The 22,686-nt window shown below is 60.6% G+C and carries 21 protein-coding genes, 1 tRNA gene and 3 pseudogenes; 13 read left to right on the top strand and 12 right to left on the bottom strand.

Annotated elements, in window-relative coordinates; genetic code table 11:
* The first annotated feature begins 13 nt into the window (after positions 1–13).
* From icmH to G1E_RS29415, 9 genes and pseudogenes are all read left to right on the top strand, one after another.
* Positions 14–805 (top strand): type IVB secretion system protein IcmH/DotU, encoded by a 792-nt coding sequence (gene icmH / locus G1E_RS11105; protein ID WP_232961630.1) that lies wholly within the window; start codon positions 14–16, stop codon positions 803–805.
* A 132-nt stretch (positions 806–937) separates the two neighbouring features.
* Positions 938–1,459 (top strand): Hcp family type VI secretion system effector, encoded by a 522-nt coding sequence (locus tag G1E_RS11100; protein WP_009686338.1) that lies wholly within the window; start codon positions 938–940, stop codon positions 1,457–1,459.
* Between the two features lie 71 nt (positions 1,460–1,530).
* Entirely contained in the window at positions 1,531–3,573 is a 2,043-nt protein-coding gene (locus G1E_RS11095) for a type VI secretion system Vgr family protein (RefSeq protein ID WP_009686337.1), read from the top strand.
* Between the two features lie 14 nt (positions 3,574–3,587).
* A complete protein-coding gene (locus G1E_RS11090; RefSeq protein ID WP_033691084.1) occupies positions 3,588–4,943 on the top strand; it encodes a DUF2169 domain-containing protein in 1,356 nt (451 codons plus the stop codon).
* Between the two features lies 1 nt (position 4,944).
* Positions 4,945–5,301, top strand: coding sequence for a DUF4150 domain-containing protein (locus G1E_RS11085; RefSeq protein ID WP_009686334.1), 357 nt, complete (start codon positions 4,945–4,947; stop codon positions 5,299–5,301).
* Between the two features lie 4 nt (positions 5,302–5,305).
* Positions 5,306–6,430 (top strand): hypothetical protein, encoded by a 1,125-nt coding sequence (locus G1E_RS11080; protein ID WP_009686333.1) that lies wholly within the window; start codon positions 5,306–5,308, stop codon positions 6,428–6,430.
* Entirely contained in the window at positions 6,427–6,816 is a 390-nt protein-coding gene (locus G1E_RS11075; RefSeq protein ID WP_009686332.1) for an SMI1/KNR4 family protein, read from the top strand. The genes G1E_RS11080 and G1E_RS11075 overlap by 4 nt, the downstream gene beginning before the upstream one ends.
* A 677-nt stretch (positions 6,817–7,493) precedes the next feature.
* Positions 7,494–8,011, top strand: a pseudogene (locus G1E_RS27505) (ParA family protein); the annotation flags it as partial.
* Positions 8,007–8,325, top strand: a pseudogene (locus G1E_RS29415) (type VI secretion system tip protein VgrG); the annotation flags it as partial. The pseudogenes G1E_RS27505 and G1E_RS29415, both read left to right, overlap by 5 nt.
* On the opposite strand, the pseudogene G1E_RS28300 reads toward G1E_RS29415, so the two are convergent.
* Positions 8,300–8,468 (bottom strand): annotated as a pseudogene (locus tag G1E_RS28300) (IS66 family transposase); the annotation flags it as partial. The pseudogenes G1E_RS29415 and G1E_RS28300 sit on opposite strands and share 26 nt — an antisense overlap.
* A 310-nt stretch (positions 8,469–8,778) precedes the next feature.
* Between G1E_RS28300 and G1E_RS11055 the strand changes: the two are divergent.
* Positions 8,779–9,294: an autoinducer binding domain-containing protein gene (locus G1E_RS11055; protein ID WP_047149821.1), complete on the top strand. Its 516-nt coding sequence runs from the start codon at positions 8,779–8,781 to the stop codon at positions 9,292–9,294.
* Positions 9,295–9,396: 102 nt separating this feature from the next.
* On the opposite strand, the gene G1E_RS11050 is transcribed toward G1E_RS11055, so the two are convergent.
* From G1E_RS11050 to G1E_RS11005, 10 genes are all read right to left on the bottom strand, one after another.
* Positions 9,397–9,472 (bottom strand) — tRNA-Gly (locus G1E_RS11050).
* Positions 9,473–9,536: 64 nt separating this feature from the next.
* A complete protein-coding gene (gene pgsA / locus G1E_RS11045) occupies positions 9,537–10,097 on the bottom strand; it encodes a CDP-diacylglycerol--glycerol-3-phosphate 3-phosphatidyltransferase (RefSeq protein WP_029885978.1) in 561 nt (186 codons plus the stop codon).
* Between the two features lie 32 nt (positions 10,098–10,129).
* The gene (gene uvrC / locus G1E_RS11040; protein WP_009686324.1) at positions 10,130–11,953 is read right to left on the bottom strand and encodes an excinuclease ABC subunit UvrC; all 1,824 of its coding nucleotides are present in this window, start codon (positions 11,951–11,953) and stop codon (positions 10,130–10,132) included.
* A gap of 5 nt (positions 11,954–11,958) precedes the next feature.
* Positions 11,959–12,597, bottom strand: coding sequence for a UvrY/SirA/GacA family response regulator transcription factor (uvrY, locus tag G1E_RS11035; RefSeq protein WP_003251380.1), 639 nt, complete (start codon positions 12,595–12,597; stop codon positions 11,959–11,961).
* Between the two features lie 239 nt (positions 12,598–12,836).
* Positions 12,837–13,268, bottom strand: coding sequence for a GNAT family N-acetyltransferase (locus G1E_RS11030; protein WP_009686323.1), 432 nt, complete (start codon positions 13,266–13,268; stop codon positions 12,837–12,839).
* Between the two features lie 117 nt (positions 13,269–13,385).
* Positions 13,386–13,895: a ProQ/FinO family protein gene (locus tag G1E_RS11025; RefSeq protein ID WP_009686322.1), complete on the bottom strand. Its 510-nt coding sequence runs from the start codon at positions 13,893–13,895 to the stop codon at positions 13,386–13,388.
* 83 nt (positions 13,896–13,978) lie between these two features.
* Positions 13,979–14,533, bottom strand: a complete 555-nt coding sequence (locus G1E_RS11020) for a helix-turn-helix domain-containing protein (protein ID WP_009686321.1) — start codon at positions 14,531–14,533, stop codon at positions 13,979–13,981.
* Positions 14,534–14,677: 144 nt separating this feature from the next.
* A complete protein-coding gene (locus tag G1E_RS11015) occupies positions 14,678–16,036 on the bottom strand; it encodes an aspartate aminotransferase family protein (RefSeq protein ID WP_009686320.1) in 1,359 nt (452 codons plus the stop codon).
* A gap of 13 nt (positions 16,037–16,049) precedes the next feature.
* Positions 16,050–16,844 carry a gamma-glutamyl-gamma-aminobutyrate hydrolase family protein gene (locus G1E_RS11010; protein ID WP_009686319.1) on the bottom strand — a complete coding sequence of 265 codons (795 nt, stop codon included), beginning with the start codon at positions 16,842–16,844 and terminating at the stop codon, positions 16,050–16,052.
* A gap of 67 nt (positions 16,845–16,911) precedes the next feature.
* Complete coding sequence (locus G1E_RS11005; RefSeq protein WP_009686318.1) at positions 16,912–18,258, bottom strand: glutamine synthetase family protein; 1,347 nt, start codon at positions 18,256–18,258, stop codon at positions 16,912–16,914.
* 339 nt (positions 18,259–18,597) lie between these two features.
* Between G1E_RS11005 and G1E_RS11000 the strand changes: the two genes are divergently transcribed.
* Positions 18,598–19,302 carry an SDR family oxidoreductase gene (locus tag G1E_RS11000; RefSeq protein ID WP_009686317.1) on the top strand — a complete coding sequence of 235 codons (705 nt, stop codon included), beginning with the start codon at positions 18,598–18,600 and terminating at the stop codon, positions 19,300–19,302.
* Positions 19,303–19,329: 27 nt separating this feature from the next.
* On the opposite strand, the gene G1E_RS10995 is transcribed toward G1E_RS11000, so the two are convergent.
* Positions 19,330–20,037, bottom strand: a complete 708-nt coding sequence (locus tag G1E_RS10995; protein ID WP_009686316.1) for a murein L,D-transpeptidase catalytic domain family protein — start codon at positions 20,035–20,037, stop codon at positions 19,330–19,332.
* Between the two features lie 335 nt (positions 20,038–20,372).
* Here G1E_RS10995 and G1E_RS10990 point away from each other — a divergent pair, with 335 nt between their 5' ends.
* On the top strand, positions 20,373–21,893 hold the full coding sequence (locus tag G1E_RS10990; RefSeq protein ID WP_009686315.1) for an NCS1 family nucleobase:cation symporter-1: 1,521 nt from the start codon (positions 20,373–20,375) through the stop codon (positions 21,891–21,893).
* A gap of 238 nt (positions 21,894–22,131) precedes the next feature.
* Entirely contained in the window at positions 22,132–22,659 is a 528-nt protein-coding gene (locus tag G1E_RS10985) for a DUF3455 domain-containing protein (RefSeq protein WP_009686314.1), read from the top strand.
* The last annotated feature ends 27 nt before the right edge of the window (positions 22,660–22,686 follow it).

Below are 22,686 nucleotides of genomic sequence, written 5' to 3'. Positions count from 1 at the left end.
GCAGCTGCGCTGGATGCTTGAAAACACTTCAGGCACAAAGGGGGCAGGATGCTCGACACCCACGCCAGAACCCGATCCAGCGGGTGAAGGCTACCCAGCCGATCCGGATTTCCAACTGCGAGGCGGCTACAGCAACGTGATGCTGGACGCCGCCGCCCCTTTGCTCGGCTTGGTCATGCGCATCCGCACGCTCGATACACTGCCCAACCTCGAACAAGTGCACCGGCAGGTGCGCAACCAGATCGAAAATATTCAGCAAGAGCTGCGTCAGCATGGCTACGAGGCCACGCAACTTCTGGCCTATTCCTATGGCCTGTGCCTGTTCATCGATGAAGCCGTGATGGAGAGGCCCTGGGGCCAGGCAAGCCTCTGGAGCCAGGAGCCCCTGCTCAGCATCTACCACAGCGAAACCTTTGGCGGCGAAAAGATCTTCACCGTGATCTCGCGCCTGATGCAAGAACCCCAGCGGTACCAGGACGTGCTGGAGTTCATGTACTTCATTCTGTGCCTGGGGCTCAAAGGCAAGTATGGCCTCGCCCCCAAAGGCGACGAAACGCTGAACACCCTCATTCACCAGCTCCACGCAATCATCCGGGAGCTACGTGGGCCTACGCCGACAACGGTCTGCGACCCTTACAGCAACGTTGCCCCGCGCAACTTCCGCATGAACCGGCAATGGCCTTGGTGGAGCCCTCTGGTGCTTTCCGCCCTTGCGATGGCCACGGCCTATGGCATCTACAGCTACCGGCTGCACCTGATCACCCATGAGGTGCTGCAGTCACTCGACAGCATCTTGCAGCAGTAGCCGCCGGCAGTCGGCACGAACGTATTCAACGAATTGACGGGGCATTTGCCCCGTTGAACAAGCCCATCGATTCCGATGGCCACGTAGCCGCTTGTGCGCGTGCTTTTCCACATGGACGCAGGAGAAACTGCCATGCCAACACCCGCTTACATCAAGATCGAAGGCCAGACCCAGGGCAACATCACCGCGGGCGCCTTCACCGCCGAATCAGTTGGCAACATCTTCGTCGAGGGGCACGAAGATCAAATGCTGGTACAGGCACTCAAACACAAGATAACCGTGCCCACCGACCCCCAAAGCGGTCAGCCTGCTGGGCAGCGTGTTCACGGGCCTCTGATAATCACGTGCTCTCTTAATAAAGCGGTGCCCCTTCTGTACAGCGCACTGTCCAGTGGAGAGCTGCTACCTAATGTGGAAATCAGCTGGTACCGCACATCTATTGAGGGCAAGCAAGAATGCTTCTTCAGCACGAAGTTGATCGATGCCGTCATCGTCGACATCGACTTGGAGATGCCCCATGTTCAAAAGCAGGAGAACAAAGATTTCACTCAGTTCGTCGAGGTTTCGATGAGCTATCGCGGCATTGAGTGGGAGCACATCACCGCCAGCACGGCGGGTTCCGATGACTGGCGTAGACCCATAGAGGCTGTCTGATTCAACGACACCAGCCCGGGCAGGAATACTGCCCGGGCTGCAAAGACCAGGTCAGCGAAACAGGACTTCCCATGCCTCGTCAATCCAACCTCCGTTACAGCCTTCAGCCACTGGTTGGCAATGCCAAATTTGAAGTAGTGTCGTTCGAACTCAAGGAAGCGATCAGCACGCCTTTCACCCTCGAACTGAAATTGATCAGCTTCGAACCGGACATCGATTTCGGCCAGTTGCTGGATAAGCCGATTGTCTTCACGATCTGGGACGGTGAACGACCCGTACGGTACGTACATGGGTTGGTCAGTAGTCTTAGCCAAGGGGAAAGTGGCTTCCATCGCACTTACTACCATGCGTTAGTCGAACCTGTTCTGGCTCGCGCCGGACTGCGTTCGAACTGGCGCATCTTCCAACAAAAAACCGTGCCGCAGATTCTTGAGCTGATGCTCGAGCGTCAGGGCATCGTTCAATACGAGCTTCGCGCGAACAGGGATCACCACGTGCGCGAGTTCTGCGTGCAAGCGGGCGAGACTGACCTTGCCTTCATCGCCCGCCTGGCGGCTGAAGAGGGCTTTGTCTATCGCTTCGAGCACAGTGAAACCCTGCATAAGCTGATCATCACGGATCAGCTGCTATCCCTCGGGCTGATCAGCCATGGGGCGCTCAAGACCGACAACGGTGACGAAGGCTTCTTCGACGGCGAAGACGTTATCGACCCCGACACCGTGCTGTATCAGTCCGACAGTGGCGGCGATCAGGCCAGGCCTTGCCTATGGCGCTTGCGCTACAGCGAGCACGTCAGAACCTCGCGACAGGTACAGCGCGACTACACCTTCACCAACCCGGCGTATCGCCAGGAACACCGTGCTTCAGGCGCTTTCCTGGAACACCAGTCCAGCGACTACGAGCGCTTCGACTACCCCGGCCGCTACAAGCGCGATGCCGTGGGCAAGCCGTTCACCGAAAACCGGATCACCGCCCTGCGCCATGATGTGCGCATCGCGCAGGTGCAGGGGGATGACGTCAGGCTGCAGCCTGGCCTGAGCTTCACACTCACAGGCCACCCTCGCGACGACCTAAATGTGCATTGGCGCGTGAACAGCGTGGCTCACAAGGGCAGCCAGTTCACCAGCCTCCAGGAAGAAGCAGCCGGCATCGATCAAAGCACACGCTATGAGCAAACCGCCCAACTGGTACCCGGCAGAACCGAGTGGCGCCCCCCTCCGCTGGACAAGCCTCGAGTCGATGGCCCGCACATGGCAACCGTGGTCGGCCCTCCGGGCGAGGAGATCTACTGCGACGAATGGGGCCGGGTCAAGGTCAGCTTCCCCTGGGACCGGGAGAGCAACAACGACGAGTTCAGCTCCTGCTGGGTGCGTGTATCCCAAGGGTGGGCAGGTGGCAGTTGGGGCTCGATGGCCATCCCGCGCATCGGGCAGGACGTGGTCATCCAGTACGTCAACGGCGACCCGGACCAGCCGATGATCACCGGGCGCACCTATTGCGGTAACCAGCTGCCGCCCTACGACCTGCCCGACCACAAAACCCGCATGACCATCAAGAGCCAGACCCACAAGGGTGATGGTTTCAACGAGCTGCGGTTCGAGGACGAGCTGGGTCGACAGGAAGTGTTTATCCATGCGGAGAAGGACCAGAACAACGTCGTCAGACACAACGAAACCACCTTGGTCGGCAATGACCGCAGCGAGCGGGTGGACCATAACGAAACCATCTCCATCGGCGACCACCGCACCGAAGACGTTGGCAAGAACGAAACCATCAGCATTGGCGCCAACCGTAGGGTGACCATCGGTGCCAACAAGACCGAGACCATCGCATTGGCCAAGGCGTTGACCATTGGCGCGGGCTACCAGGTCAGTGTCGGTGCGGCAATGAACACGACAGTTGGTCTTAGCCAAAGCGAGCAGGTAGGCATTCACAAGTCCGTGATCGTTGGCAACCGCTTCAACATCACAGCAGGCGACGAACTCAGCATCACGGTTGGGAAAGCGTCGTTGGTCATGAAGTCCGACGGAACCGTGCTGATCAACGGCAGCAACTTTGACTTCAGTGCCACAGGGCCTGTGCAAATCAACGGCAAGGATGTCGATCTTAACTGAAGGGGTAACCCAGGATGGAATTTCGCAACCTGACGCCGTTTGACGTCATGTGCTTCAGTGCGCTCGCGCTCGACGGTCAGGATCATCCTGTCATAGCCATGAAGGTCGGTTATCGACTCGAACCGCTTGAGGGCTGTCCTGGCAAACTCCGAGCCGTCGTCATTGATGAGGAACCAGTGCAGCTTTGCATGGCCGATATCTATTATGCAGAGATCGGCAGCAGTTCCGTAGTCGAAGAGAGCGACTTGGCGCCATTCAAGCCACGCTGCGATGTCATCGTCGTCGGCCATGCGCACGCGCCGGCAGGACAACCTGCAACTTCGTGGGAAGCCAGTGTCCGTGTTACTTCGACCCGTCCCAAGCAAGTAATCCCTGATCCACCACCCCCGAAGCGCGCACCGAATGTTTATCTGACCGCCGATGAACTGCAGGCACACCAAGCAGAAGTACTAGAAGTTCGGCGTCGCAACAGGGAACAGCTCACGCCAATCGTGTTACTGGACAAGACGCTGCGCTTCACCGGTCCACGAAAATTTCATCACAACTTCTTCGGCTGGCATCTCTCCGACCCAGAGCCTGTCACACGCGTTCCTCTGCGTTGGGAACATGCTTTTGGTGGCGCCAGCCAGTTCGCCAATCCCAAATATGGGCATAACCCCGATGCCCCCGAGTTCCTGCTCAACGAAGTGTGCTTCAGTAATCCGCTGGGCTGTGGCTGGCTGGAGTATCGCCATGAAAAGCTGCACTACGAGCAGAGCGGCGACAAGCTCGCCAGCCTGCCAGCGCCTCAGATCGAACATTTGGACGCCCCCATCGAGCGCCTGTTGCGCTCGCGGCATCCAGCTGGCCCGCTGAATGCCGCTGCTATGGCTGAGGTAGCTGCCTCCTATGGCTGCAGGCCAGCCGGCTTCGGCAGCGTTGGTCGCGCGTGGGCACCGCGCTTGGCACTTGCTGCCACTTATGACGAAAGTTGGGAAGACAATCACTGGCCGGGATTGCCACAGGACTTCGATTTCGGCTACTGGAATGGAGCTCCGGTTGACCAGCAAGTTGCTTTTCCTACACCAGATGCACGCGTTGCCCTGTTCAACTTGATTAATCCATCCCTGAGCCAGGATGGGCATTGTGAAGTCCAGCTTCCAGGCCACCGCCCCTTCGTGCTAATGCGCATGACCAACGGCGGAATACTGCCGCTGCCAATGCTCACCGACACATTGCGCATCGACACCGATGCCATGACTCTGTCGATGACGCACCGCATCAGCCTCTCCAATTCGCTTGATATCCGCGTGCTCGAGGCGCGTTTCGAAACCAATCCCGACGCTCCCATCATTCGGCGCGCCCCACACCGCGGCAGGGAGCACGTCTGATATGGCCGATACCGTAATGGCCCGTCAGCAGACTAAATGGACGGTCATCAGCATCGCGCCAGACGTTTGCAAAACACCGATGGGCAGCAGCGTTCCACCCGTGCCCTATCCGGTCACGGCAGAGCTGAATACAAGCACCGGTGTGGCGAAAAGCGTGCGCGCCAATGGCCATCCGGTGGTTGTCTACAAGCGCAGTTTCACTCCCAAGACCATCGGTGACGCCGCTGGCCAAGCCAAAGGCGTCAAGAGCGGTACCGTCGAAGGCAAATGCCACCCGTTGGAGCACAGTAGTTCCGTGCGTGCGGAAGGGTGTCACTTGGTTCGCCATGGGGACCTGTTCTGGATGAATGGAAGTTGATGCCATGAGTGAGCAGCCCATTCAACTGGACACGCTGCATGTCCAGGTACAGGAAGTATCGCAACGTAAGCTGCCAAACGGCCCAGACAGGATGTTTGTGCAGACTGATGGCGCCGGCAAAGTGCTGGTGGACTTTGCCGATGGGCTCAACGAGTGGGGCAAAGCCCTGGAACTCAACGAGGAACAATACGAAGCGTTGCGTCAAGAGGCGTTTCATAGAGAACTGGCAGACCTACAAGACATACCCACCTACGCTGAGCTCTACCCATACGCAGGTAACGGTGGCGCCATCACGTCGCCCAACGGCAACACGCTGGGGCGCGTAAACGGGGAAACACCCGCGATGGGTAAAGCTGCTGACGACTCAAATGCTGACGTGGAGATCGAGACACCGGAAGAAGGCATAACGGGCGAGCAGATGCTGGACGGCCTTCAGCTGGGGCTGGATATTGTTGGCCTAATTCCAGTGATAGGTGAGTTTGCCGATGTTGCCAACGCGGGCATCAGCCTTTCACGGGGTGATTATGCGGGCGCTGCCTTGGCATTGCTTTCAGCTATTCCGTTCGTGGGTTACCTGGGTACGGCAGGTAAAGTCGGACGATATGGCACGAAAGCGGTCGCGGAAGCGTCGGCCAAGGCCGCCAATGAGATGGCAAACCGAGCCGCTAAGGAAGCCGCTGAGAAGACAGCCAAGGAAGGCTCCGAGCGTGCTATAAAACGCGCAGAAGGCGTGGCATCCAATAGCAAGGATGGTGCAAAAGCAACTGCTACCCGTGCTGCTGAAGATGCCACGTCTCGTATTTCTAACGATACACCGGACGGAAGTTTTTCAATTTCAGATTGGACAGGCTATCCAGCGGGCGTTCCCGTACCGCAAGGGCCATTCAGATTACTGGAGGGTGCGGAGTACAATTCCGCCAGAGAGGCTGCCAATAAGGCCAATAGAGCTCTCCGTCGAGAACAAGGACTTGCAGGTAAACCTGTGGACGTGCATGAAATAAATCCAGTAAAATTTGGTGGAAGTCCAACCGAACCCGCCAATAAAGTTATCCTACCTCGGGATGTTCATCGGCAGCAGGTAACTCCTTGGTGGAATCAATTGCAGAAAGACTTAGGAGACAAACCATGAAATACGACCTAACAGAGGGACAACTCAATGGTCCAGCTGAAATGTCGACCATTGACAATCTATCAAAAAACTTGGCAGCGACACTTCCCGAGAGTTATATTGAATTCCTTAAAGAGCACGATGGTGGCGAAGGATTCATTGGTGACAATTACATAATTTTCTGGAAAGCAGAAGAAGTCGTCGACTTCAATCGCGAATATGAGGTCGAGACGTATGCACCAGGCATATTTTTGTTCGCCTCTAACGGCGGAGGCGAAGGATATGGATTTGACACATTGAATGCAGCACTGCCGATAGTTCGGATTCCATTTATAGGAATGGATCGTCAGTATGCCATCTCGGTAGCGAGTGATCTTCCCGATCTGTTTGCTCAATTGGCGGACTAAAATGATTGACAAGAATAAGCACTCACGGCCTAAAGGCATGGAGCTATTCGAGATTAAACCCGCTATCATTGGTGGTGATCCGATAAGCCCTGAAAACAAAATCTGGTTAACGAGACAGCAGCACTTTGAGGCTGTGCGCTACTGGAATCGAATTATCACTAGCCTGCGTAACAAGCTAGAGTAAAGAAATCCCCCATTCAACTTGTCGCTGCATGACGACAAGTTGATATTCCCCGCGCACTTACATTGTCATTAGGTAAAAAAGTTGACCAAACAGATAATGTGCGGTAGATCCGACTAACTCTGCTCGCTACGGGCGAACGTTACCCATACCCACAAACAAAAGCCAAACGCCTTTCTTCTTGCCGCGATCTGCCCGGGGGGCGCTGGATAGGGCATTCGTTGCTGGATAGCGGCGCATCGATGCCAGATGACAACGGGATAAGTTGTAGGGGATTTCTCCTTAACGTCTTGTGAGCGCGGCGCGGTCATCTATCCGGTGAGTGCGTGTTCCGCATTTTTTGCTGCGTGATGGCTGCGGCAGGCGCTGAATGCGGGCACATCCTCAATCGACGTCAACGAACGTCCAGGAGAGTCAAAGATGACCCGGCCCATCCAAGCACAGGTGCTCGACACCGAACACCGTATCCTCCGCCGCCCCGACGTGGAGCGTAAGGCTGGCTTCAAGCGTGCACACAACTACGCAAGGCGGGGTGGGTAAGACGACCGCCGCTGCCAACCTGGGCGGCTTGGCCGCCGACGCCGGGTTACGGGTGCTGTTGTTGGACTTGAGTGTGCAGCCTACCCTGTCCAGCTACTACACCTTGCCCCATCGGGCACCGGCTGGGTGTTACGAACTGCTGGCCTACAACGAATCCAGCCGCTCGCAACTGATCTGCCGCGCCGCCATCGAGGGCCTGGACCTGGTGGTGTCGAATGACGTGCAAGGCCAGTTGAACACCCTACTTTTGCATGCACCGGATGGCCGCCTGCGGCTGCGTAACCTGCGGTCACTGGTCCGGCCACACTACCACCTGTTGTTATCGATACACAGGGCGCACGCAACGTACTGCTGGAGATGGCGATTCTGGCGTCCGACCTGGTGCTGTCGCCGGTCACGCCGGATATCCTCGCGGCCCGCGGACTGAGCCGGGGCACCCTGCAGTGCTCAGGAACCTGGCGTCCATTAAGGCACGCGCTATGAGCAAACCGCCCAACTTGTTCCCGCCAAAACCCAGTGGTCCCCCCATCCGCTCGAAAAGCCCCGTGTGGACGGCCCGCACATGGCGACCGTCCTCGGGCCGCCTGGTGAGGAGATCTATTGCGATGAATGGGGCCGGGTCATGGTCAGCTTCCCCTAGGACCGGGAAAGCAACAAACAACAAACTCAGCTCTAGCTGGGTGCGGGTATCCCAGGGTTGGGCCGGTGGCAATTGGGGAGCGGTGGCCATCCCGGGTATCGGCCAGGACGTAATCCAGTTCCAGGCAGAAGGGCATAGTCAGCGACCAACGACGCATAAGGCAGGCGCTCAGGTACGTAGTGTAGGCGCATAGAGCTCCTGGCCGTTGACCTTGGCGGCCTTGGGCGCAGCGATGAACAGCCGTGCCCTGCGCCCGATGACAAATGGCTCGATCGCACGCTCCGCACCGTTGTACAGCCAGCGTTTCAATTGGCCCAGAATCATTGGCGCGTGAGCCGTGTCTTCCACAAAGGCAGCCAGTTCACCCGCTTGCAGGAGGAAGCCGCTGGCACCGATCAAAACACTCCGAGGCAAAAACCGCCTCTGCGCGATCTCAGCGTTATGTGCCCTGTTCAACAGTCTGGCGCTTTGCTTGATCGCGGCGGTGGCGCTACAGTTGACCAATTGAGTAGGATTTAACGCTCATACTCGTTTTACGGTTAGTTTCGTCCTGGATACGACACCTCCAGATCACGTCGGGGCTGCCTTGAACGGAGGTGCGATGATTAACCGAACAGCGGCGGACTGGCAGCGCCTGCAAGACCTGCCAGCGCTGCTCGAGCAGCTGCCTACCCTCGTTGCAGAACTGGCGTTCCCCTTCTACAGCTTTACCTACAGCAGCCAGAACCATCAGCTCAGCGCAGGCAACCTTCCGCCACAGGGCACGCAATTGGTCCAGGCAGCACTGGACTTGCGGCCAGACACTCGCCAGTACTCGAACATGCCCGTGATGTGGAGCGAAAACGCATTCCAGTCTGCCGCCGGCTCATGGGCGACGGCCTATGCTCTGGGCCTGCGTTACGGCTGGGTCCAGCCGCTACACGACGGTAGCGGCCACAGCAGCCTGACGCTGCTGCGCCCTCACGTCAGGCTGTCGATCACCGAGCATTACGAAAAAGCCGCGTGGGTCATGTGGCTGGGTGAGCGCCTGCATCTGGCAGCCGCCAGGGAGGCAAGACTGGCTGAACGCGAACATGAGCCGGCGTTTAACCCAGCTCAACGAAATCGCTGTAATTGAAAATGTACTTGGAATTTCGTGGCTGACAGAAACGAAAAAAGACGCCTAAGCGTCTATTTTCGATGATTTACAGACCTCAATTCAAACCTGTAAATCCATATTTGGAGCGGGAAACGAGACTCGAACTCGCGACCCCGACCTTGGCAAGGTCGTGCTCTACCAACTGAGCTATTCCCGCGTCGTGATGGGTGCCATTCTAGCGATTTCAAAAACCGCGTCAACCCCTTGATTCAAAAAAACTTTTACTTCTGCTCCGAACCTTCGCGCAGGTGCGGCCAGGCCGCCAGCAGATAGTGCGCCATCGACCACAGTGTGAGCCCCGCCGCCACCAACAGCAATGCATAGCCGAGAATCACCCAGAAGGTCACCGCTGGCGGGTTGCCCAGCAGGATCACCAGCGCCAGCATCTGCGCTGCGGTTTTCCACTTGCCCAGGTTGGACACGGCCACGTGCGCCCGCGCGCCCAGCTCAGCCATCCACTCGCGCAGTGCCGAAACCACGATTTCACGGCCGATGATCACCGCCGCCGGCAGGGTGAGCCAGAAATTCGCGTGGGTCTGTACCAGCAGCACCAGGGCCACCGCCACCATCAGCTTGTCGGCCACCGGGTCGAGGAAGGCACCGAACGGCGTGCTTTGCTGCAGGCGACGCGCCAGGTAGCCGTCCAGCCAGTCGGTGGCAGCGGCAACCGCGAACACGCTGCTGGCGGCCATGTAACTCCACTGGTACGGCATGTAGAACAGTAGAATGAAGCACGGGATGAGCAGGACGCGTAGAACGGTGAGCAAGTTTGGAATATTCATCGGTACGACTGGCCGCAAGTTGAGCCGGCATTCTACTCGCTATGCAGGCTGGCATAAATTGATTCGGCAAGCTTTTTGCTGATGCCGGGCGCTTTGGCAATTTCATCGATACTGGCGCGGTTGAGCTCCTGCAGGCCGCCGAAATGTTTCAGCAGGTCGCGGCGGCGCTTTGGCCCTACCCCGGCAACATCTTCCAGGCTGGACACCCGCCGCGCCTTGCCACGCCGGGCGCGATGGCCGGTGATAGCAAAGCGGTGGGCTTCGTCACGGATCTGCTGGATCAGGTGCAAGGCCGCAGAATCCCCCTTGAGGGTGAATTCGTGGTGCACGTCGTTCAGGTACAGGGTTTCGAAACCGGCCTTGCGCGTGACGCCCTTGGCGACACCCAGCAGGGTCAGTTCGCTGAAACCCAGCTCCTGCATCACATCGCGGGCCATGTTCAGCTGGCCCTTGCCACCGTCCACCAGCAGCACGTCGGGCAGTTTGCCCTCGCCGTCCTTGATACGCCCATAGCGGCGGGTCAGGGCCTGGTGCATGGCGGCGTAATCGTCGCCAGCGGTGATGCCTTCGATATTGAAGCGGCGGTAGTCGGACTTGATCGGCCCCTCGGGGCCGAACACCACGCAGCTGGCTACGGTGGCTTCGCCACTGGAGTGGCTGATGTCGTAGCACTCCAGGCGCTGCGGCACTTCGTCCAGGCCCAGGACCTCAGCCAGGGCCTCGAAGCGGGCCGCCATGTGCTGACGGTTGGCCAGCCGAGCGTTGAGCGCCTGCTCGGCGTTGGTCACGGCCAGTTGCTGCCAGCGGGCACGGGTGCCCCTTACCCGATGGCTGATGGTCAGCTCGCGCCCACGCAACGTGTGCAGGGCCTCGGTAATGGCGGCGAAGTCTTCGTGGACAACGTTGACGATCAACTCGCCTGGCAATTCGCGCTCTGCATTGCCCAGGTAGTACTGGGAAAGAAAAGCGGCCATGACCTCGGCCAGGTCTTCCTCGATGCCCACCTGCGGGAAAAAGTTCTTACTGCCCAGTACCCGCCCACCGCGCACGCTGATCAGGTGCACGCAGGCGCCACCCGGGTTGACGAAGGCAGCGATGACATCGACATCACCTGTGCCACCTTCGATGTACTGCTGGTCCTGCACGCGGCGCAGCAGGCTGATCTGGTCGCGCAGTTCGGCGGCCTTTTCGAAATCGAGGGCCATGGCGGCTTTCTCCATTTCGGCATTCAATTCATTGCCCAACTGCTGGCTGCGCCCTTCCAGAAACATCACCGAATGGCGCACGTCCTCGGCATATTCCTGGGCGCTTACCAAGTCGGTGCACGGCCCTTTGCAGCGCTTGATCTGGTACTGCAGGCAGGGCCGGGTGCGGTTGGCGTAATAGCTGTCTTCGCACTGGCGCACGGAAAAGGCCTTCTGCAACAGGCTGAGGCTTTCACGTATGGCGCCGGCGCTGGGGTATGGGCCGAAGTAACGGCCCTTGGCCTTTTTCGCGCCCCGATGAATACCCAGGCGGGGAAACTCCCCGTCAGACAAGAACACGTAGGGGTACGACTTATCGTCGCGCAGCAGGATGTTGTAAGGCGGCCGCCATTCCTTGATCAGGTTCTGCTCCAGCAGCAACGCCTCAGTTTCATTGGCGGTGATGGTGGTCTCGACCTGGGCGATGCGCGCAACCAGCGCGGCGGTCTTGGGGGCCAGGCCGGTCTTGCGGAAATAGCTGGCCAGGCGCTTTTTCAGGTTCTTGGCCTTGCCCACATACAGCAGGCGGGCGTCGACGTCAAACATCCGATAAACGCCGGGGCGACCACTGCAGGTCGCCAGGAATGCGCTGGCATCAAAAACTTGGGACATGAGGTTTACAGGCTTGCGTCAACCATACCGTGGCGAACGGCCAGCAAGGTCAATTCGACGTCGCTGGTGACCGAGAGTTTTTCAAAGATCCGATAACGGTAAGTATTGACGGTCTTGGGCGAGAGGCACAACTTGTCGGAGATGATCTGCACTTTCTGGCAACCGACGATCATCAGGGCGATCTGGATTTCCCGCTCGGACAAGGCGTCGAAGGGCGAGCCTTGTGGCTGGAACGGCTTGAGCGCCAACTGCTGGGCGATCTGCGGGCTGATGTAGCGCTGGCCGGCAAATGCCAGGCGGATGGCCTGGACCATTTCATCGAGCCCTGCGCCCTTGGTCAGGTAACCGGCAGCGCCGGCCTGCAGCAAGCGCGTGGGGAACGGGTCTTCCTCGCACACGGTGACTGCAACCACTTTGATGTCCGGGTGGCTGCGCAACAGTTTGCGAGTGGCTTCCAGGCCGCCGATGCCGGGCATTTTCACGTCCATCAGCACCACGTCTGGCTTCAGCTCACGGGCCAGCTTGAGCGCCGACTCGCCCGAGTCCCCCTCACCCACCACCTGCAGGCCGTCAATGTCGGCCAACATGCGCGTAATACCGGTTCGTACCAGATCGTGATCATCGACGACTAAGACCCTAATCAAGCACACACCTCATCAGCAGGGCGATTGGATCCCGCCACCTTAACAAAATTTTTCACAGTGGGCCTAACGCATTACTTCCGTCAGAAACGTCCCACGCTCGGCTGTGAGAATCCATACTGTTTACCGGGGTTTAACATGACCCGTCAAGCGCGCGAGCAGGTGGGCAACGCGCCGGCTGATCGTCGATATGGATCCTTAATGCCTACGCCGTTCGCGCTGGACACGCCAGCGCCTGACGATCACTCGATAGCGCGCTGCATACGCACGAAGCAATCGTCTTCGCCCATCTCGATAAACCCATGGCGCTGGTAAAGGCGGCGTGCCGGATTGCTGCGAAACACCATCAGCCTGAGCAGCGGCAACTGCCGCTGCCTGGCCCACAGTGCCAACTGCTCCAGCACCCAACTGCCAACACCGCGCCCGCGGTGCTCGGGGAGCAAATGCAACTCGCGGATGAACAGGGCCTGGCGGTCCTGGCTGAGGCTGCAGTAACCCAGCACCGCGGTGCCATCTGCCACCAGCCACTGCTCGCGCCAGCCCCAGGCCTGGTCGAAGGCGTCTTCCACCCAAAGCAGACCGTATTGGCCGTAATAAGGCAGCATGGCGCGGCGAGTCAGGTCGCGGGCGAAGGTGCAGTGGCTGGTAGTGGCAGGAATCAGTTGCAGGCCCATGTCAATCAACGCTCACGGTCGCGGTTGACGTTGTGCCCGGGGCTGGCCAGCAGGGCAGCCCCGGGCACCGATGCACGGAGGCGATCAGTAGGTTCGCCAGGTTGGCGAGGGGCTGGGTCAGGCCTCAGGCTGCTCGCCAGCAGGCTCGGCGGCAGGGGCGGCAGCTTGTGCCTTGGCCTTCGCCCGGTTACGGCGTTCCTGGCTGCGGTGCCGCGCAGCCTGCTGCTTGGCATGCAGTGCCTGTGCAGCAGTCACAGTACCCGCTGCTTGGCCACTGAGGTCCAGGCGCGGTGCATTTTCCACCATGCTGGCCCAGTACCGGGCGCCGCGGCACCAGGTGGAAATACCCAGCTTCAGCTGTTCACGGGTAAGCCCGAGCAGCTCCAGGTGTTGCTCGGCATCCTTGAAGATGCCTTCTTTGAGCGGCACCTTGGGGGCCGGGTTGACCGGGAAGGCCAGGGGAAAATGCTTCTGCAAAGGCCAGATCGCAGCGACCGCCGGATCCTGTTCGCGCGGCTTCGCCTGCGGGGACGGCTTGCGCTTTGGCTGTTTCGCGCTTTCGGCCTTTACCTGCTGTTTCTCCGCCCGCAGGCGGTCGCGTAGCTCTGCTAGTTGTTCAAAACCCATCGTTCAATTCACTGCTTGTGGTTGATTGCGGGGTGCAAGGATAACCCATGCAGCCACCCCAGTGTTTGCAGGTCATCTTTCCATCAGCTGAATACCCACAACACCCGCGTTGGTTTGCCGGTCAGGTTGGCATAACGAAAGCTGGCATGTGGCTGCAGTTGGAAACTGTCATTGGCGCGCAGGGTAACGGGCTCACCGCCGTCGAGCCACACGGTCAATTCGCCTTCGAGCACGAAACACCCCTGCTCTGAACTGTCGTCCAGGTACTCCTCGCCACTGCTCGCCCCAGGTTCAAGGTGGCTATCGAGCATGGAGAAGGCGCCACTGATGCTGGGGGATGCCAGCACGTCGGTGATGCCACCGGCCAGGTGCAAGGTGCGGCGCTCGTGCGGGCGGGTAACCCAGCCGAGCTCGCGGGGCTTGGCCAGCTTGTAGAAGTAGGCAGTCGACACACCGAGCTCTTCGCTGATGGCCGTCAGGTCGGCGACGGTCGGGCGCGAAACACCGCGCTCAACCTGGGACAGGAACCCCACCGAGCGGCCGATACGCTGGGCCAGCTCGCCAAGGGTCAGGCCCTTGAACTTACGCAGGTCGCGAATCAGTACTGCCAGGCCTTCGATTTCTTCGTGCACTTTCATAGTTGAATCGCGACGTTCGGACGGAAAAACAATGCCCTGAAAAGTACAGGATTCAACCTGCAAAGCAAAATGCTTCCAGGCCTTGCTGCGTGCCAGCCAGGCAAACCGGGGCCGCTTTGCAGCCCCGCTGATGCCACCTGCCGCTCAGCGAACAGCCTCATACGTGAGGTCGAGGCATTTGCGCGCCTTTGCCACCAGCTCGTCGATCTCGGCAAGGCTGATCACCAAAGGCGGTGCGATGATCATGGTGTCGCCCACCGCGCGCATGATCAGGCCGTTGTCGAAGCAGTGCTGGCGGCAGATCATGCCCACGCCTTTGCCTGGGTAGCGGGTGCGGCTGGCCTTGTCTTTTACCAGCTCGATCGCGCCCAGCATGCCCAGGCCGCGCACCTCACCGACCAATGGGTGGTCGGCCAGCTCACGCAGGCGCTGCTGCAGGTAAGGCGCAGTCTTATCCTGCACCTGCGTGATGATCTGCTCGTCGCGCAGGATGCGCAGGTTCTCCAGCGCCACCGCCGCGGCCACCGGGTGGCCGGAATAGGTAAAGCCGTGGTTGAAATCGCCACCTTCGCTGACGACCCGCGCCACCTCGTCACGCACGATCACACCGCCCATCGGTATGTAGCCCGAAGTCAGGCCCTTGGCGATGGTCATCAGGTCGGGCTCAAGGTCATAGTAGTCAGTACCGAACCACTGCCCGGTGCGGCCAAAGCCGCAGATCACTTCATCGGCCACGAACAGGATGTCGTACTTGGCAAGGATCTGCTTGACCTTCGGCCAGTAAGTGTCCGGCGCAATGATCACGCCCCCGGCACCCTGGATCGGCTCGGCGATGAAGGCTGCGACGTTGTTTTCGCCCACCTCCAGAATCTTGCGCTCCAGTTGCTCGGCGGCCCACACGCCGAAGTCGGCCTCGGTCATGTCGCCGCCTTCGCCGAACCAGTACGGCTGCGGGATATGCACGATATCCGGGATCACCCCGCCCTGCTGGTGCATGCCGCTCATGCCCCCCAGGGCAGCGCCTGCCACGGTAGAGCCGTGGTAGCCGTTGATGCGGCCGATGATCACCTTCTTGTCGGGCTGGCCTTTCAGCGCCCAGTAGTGGCGCACCATGCGCAGCACGGTGTCATTGCCTTCGGAACCGGAGCCGGTGAAGAACACATGGTTCATGCCGGCCGGGGCCAGGTCGGCGATCGCCTTGGCCAGCTCCAGCGCCGGTGGATGCGCGGTCTGGAAGAACAGGTTGTAGTACGGCAGCTGCTTCATCTGCCGGCTGGCGACCTCGGCCAGCTCATCGCGGCCATAGCCGACCGCCACGCACCACAGGCCAGCCATGGCATCGAGGATCTTGTTGCCCTCGCTATCCCACAGGTATACGCCCTTGGCCTGGGTGATGATGCGCGGGCCTTTCTCGGCCAACTGTTTAACATCGCTGAACGGCGCCAGGTGGTGGTCGCGGCTAAGCGCTTGCCAGGCCTGGGTCTGCGAATTCTGTGCACTCATTGTCTTCACTCCGTCAGGTCGCGCAGGCGCGCTGCGCGGTGGGTTGCTTGCGGTTCTGGCGCAGCAGCGAGCGCTGGCGGCATGCCGCGCCAAACGCCTGGAACAGGGTCAGGTACTGCGGGTTGTCCATGACCTGGTACTCGGGGTGCCATTGCACGGCCAGGCTGAAGCCCTGGCCGTTGTCCAGCGAGATCGCCTCCACCAGGCCGTCAGGCGCCAGCGCCTCCACCCTCAGCCCAGGCGCCAGTGCATCGATGCCCTGGCCGTGGATGGAGTTGACCTCGAACACTGCCGGCAAGCCCAGGCGTTCGAGCAAACCACCTGGCTGCACATGCATGGTGTGGCGCGGGCCGTATTGCTTGTCGATCGGCTCGCCCGCGCCTTCGCGGTGGTCCATGAATGCGCCAGCCTCATGCACGTTCTGGTGCAGGGTGCCGCCCAGTGCCACGTTCATTTCCTGAAAACCACGGCAGATGCCCAGCACCGGCACGCCGGCGGCGATCGCCGCGCGCATCAGCGGTAACGTGGTGGCGTCCCGCAGCGGGTCGTGCAGGGTGCCCTCGGCACTGGCCGCGCCGTGGTAGTGAAACGGCTCGATATTGGTCGGCGAACCGGTAAAGATCAGCCCGTCCACCACCGCGAGGATGTCGGCGCTGTCGAGCAGCTCGCCCAGGCTGGGTATCACGATGGGCAGGCCGCACGCCGCCTTGGCTGCCGCACGTGCATACTTCTCGGCAATGGTCTGGGTGGCATGCTGCCCGCTCATGGTGGTGCAAGCGGTGATGCCGATCACGGGCACACGTGGCATAGCGTCCTCCGGCAATGGGTATTGCGCGTGGTTTAGGTTGGCAAGGGATGAGGGCGAACCGCAGGCGCTACAGGAACCAGCGATACTCGCGGGCATCGATGTGGCGCATGAAGTCCAGTTGCTCCTGGTACTTGTTTTCGCAGTAGACCATCACGAACTCGCTGCCCAGGCCTTGCTCCAGCACCGGGTGATGACGCATGGCGGCCAGGCCGCTGAGCGGGTCCTTGGGGAAGTCGATGCCGCTCTGGCGGTCGTCATTCAGCGGGGCGATGGGCTCGACGCCCCGCTCCAGGCCGTACTCCATGCCGGTGAGAATGGCCGCCAGCACCAGGTACGGGTTGGCATCTGCGCCTGCCAGGCGGTGCTCGATGCGCAGGTTGCGCGGGTCGGATTCGGGGATGCGAATGCACGCATCACGGTCTTCGAAGCCCCAGCTGGCCTTGCTCGCGGCGTTGACCATGGCACCGTAACGGCGGTAGGCGTTGTGGTTGGAGGCAAAAATCGGCATACAGTGCGGCAGCAGTTCCAGGCACCCCGCCACCGCATGGCGCAGCTTGCGCTGTTCGGCAGCGGCGAGCAGGTTGTTGCCGTCGTTGTCGTACAGGCTGACGTGCACGTGCATGCCGCTGCCTGGCGCATCCAGGTAGGGCTTGCTCATGAAACTGGCGCGGTAGCCGTGCTTCAGCGCAATGCCCCGGGTACTGCGGCAGAACAGTGCCGACCAGTCAGCCGCGGCAAGGGCATCGTCGCTGTGCGAGAAGTTGATTTCGAACTGGCCTGGGCCCAGCTCGGCAGTGATCACGTTCGCCGGCACGCCTTGCTCATTGGCGCCATCGACCATTTCATGCAATACCGAGGAAAAGCGCGAGAGGCGCTCAATGTGCATGTTCGGCTGGTCGTCTGCGTCGCCGGTGGCAGTGTCACGCGGGTAACGGGGCAAGCCGTTGTCCAGCGCGTGATCGAACAGGTAGAACTCCAGTTCGAACGCCACCACCGGGCGTATCCCACGCCTGGCCAGGCGCTGCAGCACGCGGGCCAGCACTTCCCGTGGCTCGAACTCGATCGGCCTGGCGGTGCCGTCGGAGGTGATCAGCATCTGGGCGATCGGTTCTTTTTCCCAGCGCACCGGCTTCAGCGTACCTGGCACCAGCCGCCGTACAGCATCCGGGTCGCCGTCGGCAAAGCAGTAGTCACCTATGGGGTAAAGGCCGCCCTGGGTACCCAGCAGCACGCAGTTCTGCGGCAGCTTCAGCGGTGCCCCAGCTGCAACCTTTTCCAGCATGTCGATGGGGTAGCGCTTGCCGTAGAAATGCCCGGGAATGTCCAGCGCAATCAGGTCGACATAACGTATGGCCGGGTGCTGCGCCCGAAACGCACGCACTTCAAGCAGCAAATCCGCAGAGGGGGCACTCATGTTCTTGTCCTTGTGAGGTGAACCAACTCAAGTGAAGACTCGCCCTTGAATGCCGCCCGCATTTGCAAGGGCTTCAACCTCTGGCACGGCTTCAATAGCCTGGGTGCTCGTGAAATTTTCGTAGATATTTTTCATGAAAAAATACATTAAAAATTTCACGCGTCAAGATCATCTGCGTGCCGCCGGTCTGCGTCTGCGCGACTTGGCCCCTGCCACGCGCAAAAAGCCAGTAGCTTAACTACTGGCTCAGAGAAGCTGGACTGTCTCACTTGCCACCCGAGGGCGCTGCTATGGTGGAAGCACTTACGCAATCAAATGAACGCCAACCTGGGAGGCAGCATGACAGTAGACAAAGTTGCAATCATCACGGCCGGTGGCAGCGGCATGGGTGCCGCCGCAGCCCGGCGCCTGGCCGCGGATGGTTTTAACGTGGGCATCCTTTCTTCATCGGGCAAGGGCGAGGCCCTGGCGGCGGAGCTTGGCGGCATCGGCGTTACCGGTAGCAACCAGTCGGTTGAAGACCTGCAGCGCCTGGTAGACGCTGTGGTCGGCAAATGGGGCCGCATCGATGTGCTGGTCAACAGCGCGGGGCACGGCCCACGTGCGCCCATCCTGGAGATCAGCGACGAGGACTGGCACAAAGGCATGGACACTTACCTGCTCAATGTCATTCGCCCGACACGCCTGGTGACGCCCTATATGCAGCGGCAAAAGGGTGGCGTGATCATCAACATCTCTACCGCCTGGGCATTCGAGCCGAGCGACCTGTTCCCCACTTCCGCGGTGTTCCGCTCGGGGCTGGCGGCCTTCAGCAAGATCTTCGCCGACACCTACGCCGCCGATAACGTGCGCATCAACAACGTGCTGCCCGGCTGGATAGACAGCTTGCCGGCCACAGAGCAACGCCGCGACAGCGTACCGCTCAAGCGTTACGGCACCCCCGAAGAAATTGCCGCCACCATCGCGTTCCTTGCCAGCGAGGGTGCTGCCTACATGACTGGGCAGAACATCAAGGTCGACGGCGGCCTGACGCGTAGCGTGTGAGGCTGCTGACGAGGTAAGCGCGCCTCGTCACTTGCCGGCGATCGATGGGCTTGCCACGCAACGTTGGGCGTCCAAGTAACGCGAGTGCTTCAGCCACGCCTGCTGCGGGTAGTAGGCGAACACGTAGCTGCCGCGTTGCAGCGTGTGGATCAATTTCTCGGCAATCGCCGGGCGCACGGCAGGGCAACCCTGGCTGCGCCCGAGGCGGCCGAGGCTAGGCACCACGCTGGGGTCGGCGCACGCTGCGGCGTGCATGACGATCGCCCGCGCCATGCTGTTGTCATTGAACCCTGGCTCCAGCCCCTGCAGGCGCAACGAGCGCCCATGCTTGCCATTGTAGGCCTGGCCGGTTTGATAAAGGCCGACGGAGGACTGGTAACTGTTCGGCGCGTTGGAAAACGCGTTCGGCAGATCGGCGCCGCTGTTCTTGCCATGGGTGACCCACTCTTCGAACAACAGCTGCCTGGCGCGCAGGTCGAACACCCACAAGCGCTTGTCACGCGAGGCCCTGGAATAATCGATAACGGTCAGCAATTTGTCCCCTCCCCCCTGGCTCGCACAGTGATAGGCGGTAAGCGCCAGGGCCAAGGTCGCCAGACTGGCGGCGGGTGCCAACCGCTGCAGCTCGGCAGCACTGGGCAGCGACTGCGCCTGAGCGCTGTGCCAGGCACCGAGAATGAACAGGCCGGCAATGGCCATCGCAAGCCGCACAGCGCGGCGCACTGAGGTGAACATCGATACGGATCCCTGTTGGAAAACGGGCCTGTCCAGCCGTTGCTTGCAGCCAAATGCGGCTACTGTGTTCGCTTTCAGGCCATTTGCCGATCATTTGCTGACCAATGGCCTGAGTGTATCTGCGTTGTTCACAGCAAGCGCCTCGGCTTGGCGCGCGGGGTAACAAATGCGCACCTGAAATGTGCACAAAATTCCCAACTCAAATACGCGCCCGCTAGGCAATGATCGGCTAGAGACCGGCAACCCGCTGTAATTACCTGCGCCTGACCGATTGGTACGAATCTTGTTTGTATACAAATCCAAAAACAAAAGTACACAACCATCATGGAGTCCCGATGGCGTCGATTTCGCGTTCCGATGTTAGCCAGCTTGATGCACGCCCCACCGCCACGGCGGACCCCGGCCAGGTGACATTGAGCCCGCGCCTGTACAGTGCCGACCTGGCCCCGACCCGTGCCGCCAAGCGCACTTGGGGTCGCTACAGCCTGTTCGCGCTGTGGACCAACGACGTGCACAACATGGCCAACTACTCGTTCGCCATCGGGCTGTTCGCCCTGGGCATGAGCGGGGCGCAGATCCTGGCCGCCTTCGCCCTCGGTGCCTTGGTGATCTACGGCTTGATGAACCTTTCCGGCTACATGGGTCAGAAAACCGGCCTGCCCTACCCGGTCATGTGCCGCATCAGCTTCGGCATCCATGGTGCCCAGATTCCGGCACTGATCCGCGCAGTGATCGCCATTGCCTGGTTCGGCATCCAGACCTACCTGGCTTCGGTGGTGCTGCGTGTACTGCTCACCGCCATCGCCCCAGACCTCAAGGCCTACGACCAGAACAGCATCCTCGGGCTGTCGAGCCTGGGCTGGGTCACCTTCCTCGGCATCTGGTGCGTGCAGGTGGCGATCTTCGCCTACGGCATGGAAATGGTGCGCCGCTTCGAGTCGTTGGCCGGGCCGATCATTCTGGTCGCCTTCGCCAGCCTGGCCGGCTGGATGTACTGGCGCAGCGGCTTGTCGATCGCCTGGTCCAGCGGCAATGCCCCGACCGGTTCGGCCATGTGGCTGAAAGTGCTCGGCGCTGCTGCGCTGTGGGTCTCGCTGTACGGCACCATGATTCTCAACTTCTGTGACTTCACGCGCAATTGCCCGGACCGGCGCACCATCAGCGTAGGCAACTTCTGGGGCCTGCCGGTGAACATGCTTGGCTTTGCCCTGATTGCGGTGGTACTGGCCGGTGCGCAGTTCAGCATCGATGGCAAGCTGGTGCAGAGCCCGACCGAAATCGTTGCGGCCATCCCCAACACCGCCGGCCTGGTATTGGCTTGCCTGGCTTTCCTGATCGTGACCGTGGCAGTGAACATCATGGCCAACTTCGTCGCCCCGGCCTACGTGCTGACCAACCTGGCACCCAACCTGCTGAATTTCCGCCGCGCAGGCCTGCTCAGTGCCGCCATTGCGGTCGTGATCCTGCCCTGGCACCTCTACAACAGCCCCTCAGTGATCGTGTACTTCCTCGGTGGCCTGGGCGCCCTGCTCGGCCCGCTGTACGGCATCATCGTCACCGACTACTACCTGGTACGCCGCAGCCGGGTGAACCTGCCGCAGCTCTACAGCGAAAGCAGGCAGGCGGCCTACCACTACAGCGGCGGGGTCAACCTGCGTGCCGTTGCGGCATTCGTGCCGGCGGCACTGATCGCCATCGTGCTGGCGCTGGTCCCAGCCTTCGAGACCTTGTCGCAGTTCTCCTGGTTCTTCGGCGCCGGCCTGGGTGGGCTGATCCACTACGCCCTCGCCAACCGCAACGCCAGCTACCTCGCGGTGAGCGGCGAGAGCATTGCGGTGGATAGCGCGCATCACTGACCGGGGCACGATCAGCCGACTGATGAGGGCCAGTGATGCTGGCCCTTAGCCCGCAGGGCCACCCACGTAACCGCGCCAGACGACACCACCCTACTCCCGGGCTTTGGTTGCCCGCTGCCGGCCGGCCATTTGCAGGCAACTATTTTTTTGTCCCCGTGCATCCAATAGACCCCGTGGTGGGTATTGCTGATGGGTGGACCATGACCGCCCAGCCAAATGACCTGTCAGGAGCATTACCATGAGCCATACCTACTCCGCTTGCCTGCTCGCCTGCAGCCTTGCCCTGGCGCTGCAGACCGCCCACGCGCAAACCGCCGTGCCCACAGCAGTCCAGGTGCCCGAGGGGCATCGCGTTATGCTGGAGACCGTCGGGGTCGGCGAGATCACCTATGAGTGCCGCGACAAAGCCGATGCGGCCGGCCAGACCGAATGGACCTTCGTTGGGCCCAAGGCCGTGCTCAATGACCGTAGCGGCAAACAAGTGGGCGACTACTTTGGTCCTCCCGCCACCTGGCAAGCGAAGGATGGCTCGAAAGTCACCGGCAACCAGTTGGCGCTGGCCCCGGCAGACAAAGGCGCCATTCCTTATCAACTGGTCAAGGCCAACCCGGCCGAAGGTAAAGGCGCCATGCAAGGGGTCAGCTACATCCAGCGCCTGGCCACCCGCGGCGGCGTGGCCCCTACCAGCGACTGCACGGCCCAGAACAAGGGGGCCAGGCAGGTCGTCCAGTACCAGGCCGACTATGTGTTCTGGACAGCCAGGTAACGCGCGCCGGCGCCAACATCCAGCAGC

It is taken from the genome of Pseudomonas sp. TJI-51 (genome assembly GCF_000190455.2).
Lineage (GTDB): Bacteria > Pseudomonadota > Gammaproteobacteria > Pseudomonadales > Pseudomonadaceae > Aquipseudomonas > Aquipseudomonas juntendi.
Note: the sequence above shows the minus strand (reverse complement) of the source record. Positions and strands in the feature narration are given on the sequence as shown.

Bases quoted from the DNA above. Each gene is read 5' to 3' on its own strand.
- icmH (WP_232961630.1), top strand. From the start codon at position 14: ATGCTTGAAAACACTTCAGGCACAAAGGGGGCAGGATGCTCGACACCC.
- G1E_RS11100 (WP_009686338.1), top strand. From the start codon at position 938: ATGCCAACACCCGCTTACATCAAGATCGAAGGCCAGACCCAGGGCAAC.
- G1E_RS11095 (WP_009686337.1), top strand. From the start codon at position 1,531: ATGCCTCGTCAATCCAACCTCCGTTACAGCCTTCAGCCACTGGTTGGC.
- G1E_RS11090 (WP_033691084.1), top strand. From the start codon at position 3,588: ATGGAATTTCGCAACCTGACGCCGTTTGACGTCATGTGCTTCAGTGCG.
- G1E_RS11085 (WP_009686334.1), top strand. From the start codon at position 4,945: ATGGCCGATACCGTAATGGCCCGTCAGCAGACTAAATGGACGGTCATC.
- G1E_RS11080 (WP_009686333.1), top strand. From the start codon at position 5,306: ATGAGTGAGCAGCCCATTCAACTGGACACGCTGCATGTCCAGGTACAG.
- G1E_RS11075 (WP_009686332.1), top strand. From the start codon at position 6,427: ATGAAATACGACCTAACAGAGGGACAACTCAATGGTCCAGCTGAAATG.
- G1E_RS11055 (WP_047149821.1), top strand. From the start codon at position 8,779: ATGATTAACCGAACAGCGGCGGACTGGCAGCGCCTGCAAGACCTGCCA.
- pgsA (WP_029885978.1), bottom strand. From the start codon at position 10,097: ATGAATATTCCAAACTTGCTCACCGTTCTACGCGTCCTGCTCATCCCG.
- uvrC (WP_009686324.1), bottom strand. From the start codon at position 11,953: ATGTCCCAAGTTTTTGATGCCAGCGCATTCCTGGCGACCTGCAGTGGT.
- G1E_RS11030 (WP_009686323.1), bottom strand. From the start codon at position 13,268: ATGGGCCTGCAACTGATTCCTGCCACTACCAGCCACTGCACCTTCGCC.
- G1E_RS11025 (WP_009686322.1), bottom strand. From the start codon at position 13,895: ATGGGTTTTGAACAACTAGCAGAGCTACGCGACCGCCTGCGGGCGGAG.
- G1E_RS11020 (WP_009686321.1), bottom strand. From the start codon at position 14,533: ATGAAAGTGCACGAAGAAATCGAAGGCCTGGCAGTACTGATTCGCGAC.
- G1E_RS11015 (WP_009686320.1), bottom strand. From the start codon at position 16,036: ATGAGTGCACAGAATTCGCAGACCCAGGCCTGGCAAGCGCTTAGCCGC.
- G1E_RS11010 (WP_009686319.1), bottom strand. From the start codon at position 16,844: ATGCCACGTGTGCCCGTGATCGGCATCACCGCTTGCACCACCATGAGC.
- G1E_RS11005 (WP_009686318.1), bottom strand. From the start codon at position 18,258: ATGAGTGCCCCCTCTGCGGATTTGCTGCTTGAAGTGCGTGCGTTTCGG.
- G1E_RS11000 (WP_009686317.1), top strand. From the start codon at position 18,598: ATGACAGTAGACAAAGTTGCAATCATCACGGCCGGTGGCAGCGGCATG.
- G1E_RS10995 (WP_009686316.1), bottom strand. From the start codon at position 20,037: ATGTTCACCTCAGTGCGCCGCGCTGTGCGGCTTGCGATGGCCATTGCC.
- G1E_RS10990 (WP_009686315.1), top strand. From the start codon at position 20,373: ATGGCGTCGATTTCGCGTTCCGATGTTAGCCAGCTTGATGCACGCCCC.
- G1E_RS10985 (WP_009686314.1), top strand. From the start codon at position 22,132: ATGAGCCATACCTACTCCGCTTGCCTGCTCGCCTGCAGCCTTGCCCTG.